The 4,897-nt window shown below is 60.8% G+C and carries 4 protein-coding genes and 2 pseudogenes; 5 read left to right on the plus strand and 1 reads right to left on the minus strand.

Annotated elements, in window-relative coordinates; translation table 11 throughout:
* From P792_RS39400 to atpC, 4 genes and pseudogenes are all read left to right on the plus strand, one after another.
* Positions 1–487, plus strand: a pseudogene (locus P792_RS39400) (F0F1 ATP synthase subunit alpha); the annotation flags it as partial.
* A gap of 9 nt (positions 488–496) precedes the next feature.
* Entirely contained in the window at positions 497–1,372 is an 876-nt protein-coding gene (locus P792_RS34355; RefSeq protein ID WP_023979814.1) for a F0F1 ATP synthase subunit gamma, read from the plus strand.
* Positions 1,373–1,398: 26 nt separating this feature from the next.
* On the plus strand, positions 1,399–2,853 hold the full coding sequence (atpD, locus tag P792_RS34360; RefSeq protein ID WP_023979815.1) for a F0F1 ATP synthase subunit beta: 1,455 nt from the start codon (positions 1,399–1,401) through the stop codon (positions 2,851–2,853).
* 4 nt (positions 2,854–2,857) lie between these two features.
* A complete protein-coding gene (atpC, locus tag P792_RS34365) occupies positions 2,858–3,277 on the plus strand; it encodes an ATP synthase F1 subunit epsilon (protein ID WP_023979816.1) in 420 nt (139 codons plus the stop codon).
* Positions 3,278–3,512: 235 nt separating this feature from the next.
* Here the strand turns inward: atpC and queF are convergent, their stop codons facing one another.
* Positions 3,513–3,983 (minus strand): preQ(1) synthase, encoded by a 471-nt coding sequence (gene queF / locus P792_RS34370; RefSeq protein ID WP_023979818.1) that lies wholly within the window; start codon positions 3,981–3,983, stop codon positions 3,513–3,515.
* Between the two features lie 29 nt (positions 3,984–4,012).
* Between queF and rnd the strand changes: the two are divergent.
* Positions 4,013–4,897 (plus strand): annotated as a pseudogene (gene rnd / locus P792_RS34375) (ribonuclease D); the annotation flags it as partial.

The raw sequence follows: 4,897 nt of genomic DNA on the forward strand, positions 1-4,897 counted from the left end.
GATCTTCCTTGAGACCGACCTGTTCTACAAGGGCATCCGCCCCGCCGTAAACGTCGGTGGTTCGGTGTCGCGCGTTGGTTCGGCTGCCCAGATCAAGGCGATGAAGCAGGTTGCCGGCAAGATCAAGCTCGACCTCGCCCAGTACCGTGAAATGGCTGCGTTCTCGCAGTTCGCTTCCGATCTGGACCCCGCTACCCGCAAGCAGCTTGAGCGTGGCGCACGCCTGACGGAACTGCTGAAGCAGCCCCAGACATCGCCGCTGCCGGTTGAAGAGCAGGTTGTCGTGCTGTTCGCCGGTACGCGTGGCTTTGTCGATGTGGTCAAGGTCGATCAGGTCGTGCGTTACGAAGCCACTCTGCTGGCCGAAATGCGCAGCTCGGGCAAGGCCATCCTCGACGCCATCCGCACCGATCGTCAGATCAAGCCGGAAGTCGAAGCCAAGCTGACCGAACTGCTGACGGCGTTCAACAAGCGTTTTGCAGCCTAAGGACGGACCATGCCCTCGCTGAAGGAACTGCGCGCCCGGATCGCGGGCGTGAAATCGCAGCGCAAGATCACGAGTGCCATGAAGATGGTCGCAGCGTCCAAGCTGCGCCGTTTTCAGAAGCATGCCGAGGCCTCGCGTCCCTATGCTGCCGCCATGCGCCGCATGTTGTCCGAGCTTGCGACGGCAACTTTAGGCCAGGGCGAGTTGCCCGTGCTTCTCGAAGGCGGCAAGGGTTCGACCCATCTTATCGTTTTGCTGACCAGCGATTTCGGTCTGGCGGGTGGCTTCAATGCCAATCTGGTGCGCTCGGTGCGTCAGATCGTCTCGCGTCTCGAATCGCAGGGTGAAACGGTGCGCATCCTGCCGGTCGGCCGCAAGGGCGGTGAGGCCATGGCGCGCATCTTCCCCGGTAAGCTGATCGAGCGTTACGAAGGCACGGCTGGCCGCGAGGTGCAGTTCCAGAAGGCTGTCGACCTCGGCCAGCGCGTTACCGAACTGCTTACCGATGGTCAGGTCGATCGCGTGACGGTGGTGTTCAACCGCTTCGTCAACGCCATGACCCAGATCCCGACGGAAGAAGCGCTCGTTCCGCTGCCCGTGGCCGAGAACGACAACGCCAGTGAATATACCGCTCAATATGAATTTGAGCCCAATGAAGCCGAGCTGCTCGCTCAGCTTCTGCCGCGTAATATCCAGGTCCAGTTCTTCGCTGCGCTTCTTGAAAGTGCGGCTGGTGAGCAGGGTGCACGCATGACGGCGATGGATAACGCGACACGGAATGCAGGCAAGGCGATCGACTCTCTGTCGCAGCGCTATAACCGCACCCGCCAGAGCAACATCACCAAAGAACTTATCGAGATCATCTCCGGCGCTGAAGCCGTCTGAGACTTTTACGCAGGAGCCGAAATACGATGTCCGAAACTCTGTCGTCTGCCAGCAGCAACGTCGTGGGTCGCGTGACGCAGGTCCGCGGTCCCGTGGTCGATGTCCAGTTCGAAGGCACGCTGCCGCATATCCTCAATGCGCTGCACGTCCAGATTGGCGACCAGACCCTCGTGCTCGAAGTGGCACAGGAAATTGGTGAGCGCGAAGTGCGCTGCATCGCCATGGATAGCACCGATGGTCTGGTCCGTGGTAGCGAAGTAAAGGATACCGGTGCCCAGATCACGGTGCCGGTTGGCCCGGCGACGCTCGGCCGTATCCTCAACGTCATCGGCGAGCCCGTCGATGAGCGCGGCCCTGTCGTGTCCGACAAGCACTATCCGATTCACCGCAAGGCTCCCTCCTTCGAGGACCAGGCTGCGGCTTCCGAGATTCTGGTCACCGGTATCAAGGTTGTCGATCTGCTTTGCCCGTACCTCAAGGGCGGCAAGATCGGCCTGTTCGGTGGCGCTGGCGTTGGCAAGACCGTCATCATCCAGGAACTGATCAACAACATCGCCAAGGCTCATGGCGGCGTGTCCGTCTTTGCCGGTGTCGGTGAGCGTACGCGTGAAGGCAACGACCTGTATTTCGAAATGCAGGATGCCGGCGTGATCAAGATCGGTGAAGATGGCTCGACGGCTGGCTCCAAGGTGGCGCTGGTTTATGGCCAGATGAACGAGCCGCCGGGTGCCCGCGCTCGCGTGGCCCTGTCCGCCCTGTCTCTCGCAGAATATTTCCGCGATGAGGAAGGCCAGGACGTGCTGTTCTTCGTGGACAACATCTTCCGCTTTACCCAGGCCGGTTCGGAAGTTTCGGCTCTGCTGGGTCGTATTCCTTCGGCCGTTGGCTATCAGCCGACGCTGGCCACCGAGATGGGCGCCCTGCAGGAGCGCATCACCTCCACCAAGAAGGGCTCGATCACCTCGGTTCAGGCCGTTTACGTGCCTGCCGACGATCTGACCGATCCGGCTCCTGCTGCGACCTTCGCCCATCTTGATGCCACGACCGTGCTGAACCGCTCGATCGCGGAAATGGGCATCTATCCGGCTGTCGATCCGCTCGATTCCACCTCGCGTTCGCTCGATCCGAAGATCGTCGGTGAAGAGCACTACCAGGTGGCCCGTGACGTGCAGCGTATCCTCCAGACCTACAAGGGCCTGCAGGACATCATCGCGATCCTGGGCATGGATGAGCTGTCGGAGGAGGACAAGCAGGTCGTGGCACGCGCCCGTCGCATCCAGCGCTTCCTGTCGCAGCCTTTCCACGTAGCCGAGGTCTTTACGGGTTCGCCGGGCAAGCTCGTCGCTCTCGATGACACCGTGCGCAGCTTCAAGGCGATTGTGGCCGGTGAGTATGACCACCTGCCGGAAGGCGCTTTCTACATGGTCGGACCGATCGAAGAAGCGATCGCCAAGGCCGAGAAGATGAAGGAGTCGGCGTAAGCCCATGCCGGTTCAGGTCGAAATCATCAGCCCGGAAAAGCTGCTCTTCCGCAAGGAAGTCGAAATGGCAGTCATCCCGGGCGAGGAAGGCGATATCGCGGCCATGCCGGATCATGCGCCGATCATGCTCCTGCTGCGCGGTGGCGTCGTCTCCCTCTATGAGGGGGGCGTCGTAACCGAGCGCTTCTTCGTCTCCGGTGGTTTCGCCGACATCACGGCAGATCGCTGCACGATTCTGGCTGACGAGGCCCTGCCGATCAAGGACATCGTCCTGACCGAAGCAGAGTCCCGCCTCGAGACCCTCGAGCTTCAGCTGACCAATGTCGCAGCTGATGACCTCGCGGACATCGAGCGCATCTCCCGCAAGATCCAGTCCACCCGGGCTGCAATCGAGGCGGCTGAGGCTGCACACCCGATCTACTGATCGGGCATACCCGTTACCGAAAAGGCCGGCTCCCCCTCGGGTGCCGGCCTTTTTGTTTGGCTCTCGACTGATTCGGTTCCAGATACCGCAAGGAATTCCGTACTGGCCTTGCGGCTCATCGCTATCAGGTCCAGCATGAGGCCAAGGCGTAATGTGGTGTGATCCTCACATCACGCCGGTACCAGCAATAGGTTGGTGCGGCAGGCCGTATTTGCCGGGCTTGTATCTCGTGCTCTCAGCCGCGACCGCGATAGCCGGGCACATCCTGTGCAGGCACCCACACACCCTCGGGCGGCAGGCCAGTCTGCCAGAACACGTCGATGGGAATACCCCCGCGTGGATACCAGTAGGCACCAATACGCAGCCATTTCGGGTTCAGCACCTCGACCAGTTTCGTGGCAATGCTGACAGAGCAATCCTCATGAAATGCGCCATGATTGCGAAAGCTGGTGAGATAGAGCTTGAGCGACTTGCTCTCAACGATCCACTCATCCGGAATGTAATCGATCACGATATGCGCAAAATCGGGCTGACCGGTCACCGGGCAGAGCGATGTGAATTCGGGCGCGGTGAAACGCACCACATAATCGCGGCCTTTATGCGGGCTTGGCACACGTTCGAGCGTGGCGGTTTCCGGGCTGTCCGGCTGCACGGTCTGTCGGCCAAGCTGGCTGAGTGCCGCGAGATCGTTCTCTGATGTGGTCATGTGGGTCTGCCCTGATGTATGGATGGGAAATGCAAGTGTCTCAAGCCGGTTTCCCAGCCCCAGTCATCGTGTCTTCTACAGACGATTTGGCGCAACTCTGCGCCCGACTCAAGCAGGAGCCGTTCGTTACGATCGATACGGAGTTCGTGCGAGAGCATACATACTGGCCTGAACTTTGCGTGGTGCAGCTCGGCGGCGTGTCCGATGTCGCCGTGATTGACACGCTGGCGCCGGGGATCGACCTTGCGCCGCTGGCCGATCTGCTGGCAACGGAAAGCTGTGTGAAGGTCTTTCACGCTGCCCGTCAGGATCTGGAAATCTTCCTGCATCTGTTCGATGTCCTGCCGCGCTCCATTTTCGACACACAGGTGGCGGCAATGGTGGGGGGCTATGGCGATCAGGTAGGTTATGACACGCTCGTCAATGCCATTACCGGCGCGAGCATCGACAAGACCCATCGCTTCAGCGACTGGGCAGCGCGTCCGCTGTCGAAGGCGCAGATTGCCTATGCCGCAGCCGATGTCACGCATCTGCGCGATGTCTATCTTGCCCTGCATGACGAACTGGAAAAGCAGAACCGTCTGCACTGGGCTGATGCCGAGCTTGCTGTCCTGAACGATCCGGCAACCTTCCGCCCCGATCCGCGCCGCCAGTGGGAGCGGCTGAAGGCCCGCACCAATAACCGTCGCATGCTTGGCGTCTTGCGCGAGGTTGCGGCGTGGCGTGAACTTGAGGCGCAGGCGCTGAATATCCCGCGTCAGCGCCTTATCCGCGATGAAAGCCTGCTCGAAATTGCGGCTGTTCGCCCGCAGGATACTGACGCTCTCTCCCGTGTGCGTGGTGTCTCCCGTGGTTTTGCCGAGGGCAAGGCTGCGCCGGGTCTTCTGGCGGCAATTCAGACAGGCCTTGTTCTG

Source organism: Asaia sp. SF2.1, assembly GCF_000505765.1.
GTDB classification, from domain to species: Bacteria; Pseudomonadota; Alphaproteobacteria; order Acetobacterales; family Acetobacteraceae; genus Asaia; species Asaia bogorensis.

Coding starts and splice junctions, on each gene's coding strand:
- queF (WP_023979818.1), bottom strand. CDS start 3,983: ATGACCACATCAGAGAACGATCTCGCGGCACTCAGCCAGCTTGGCCGA.
- atpD (WP_023979815.1), top strand. CDS start 1,399: ATGTCCGAAACTCTGTCGTCTGCCAGCAGCAACGTCGTGGGTCGCGTG.
- atpC (WP_023979816.1), top strand. CDS start 2,858: ATGCCGGTTCAGGTCGAAATCATCAGCCCGGAAAAGCTGCTCTTCCGC.
- P792_RS34355 (WP_023979814.1), top strand. CDS start 497: ATGCCCTCGCTGAAGGAACTGCGCGCCCGGATCGCGGGCGTGAAATCG.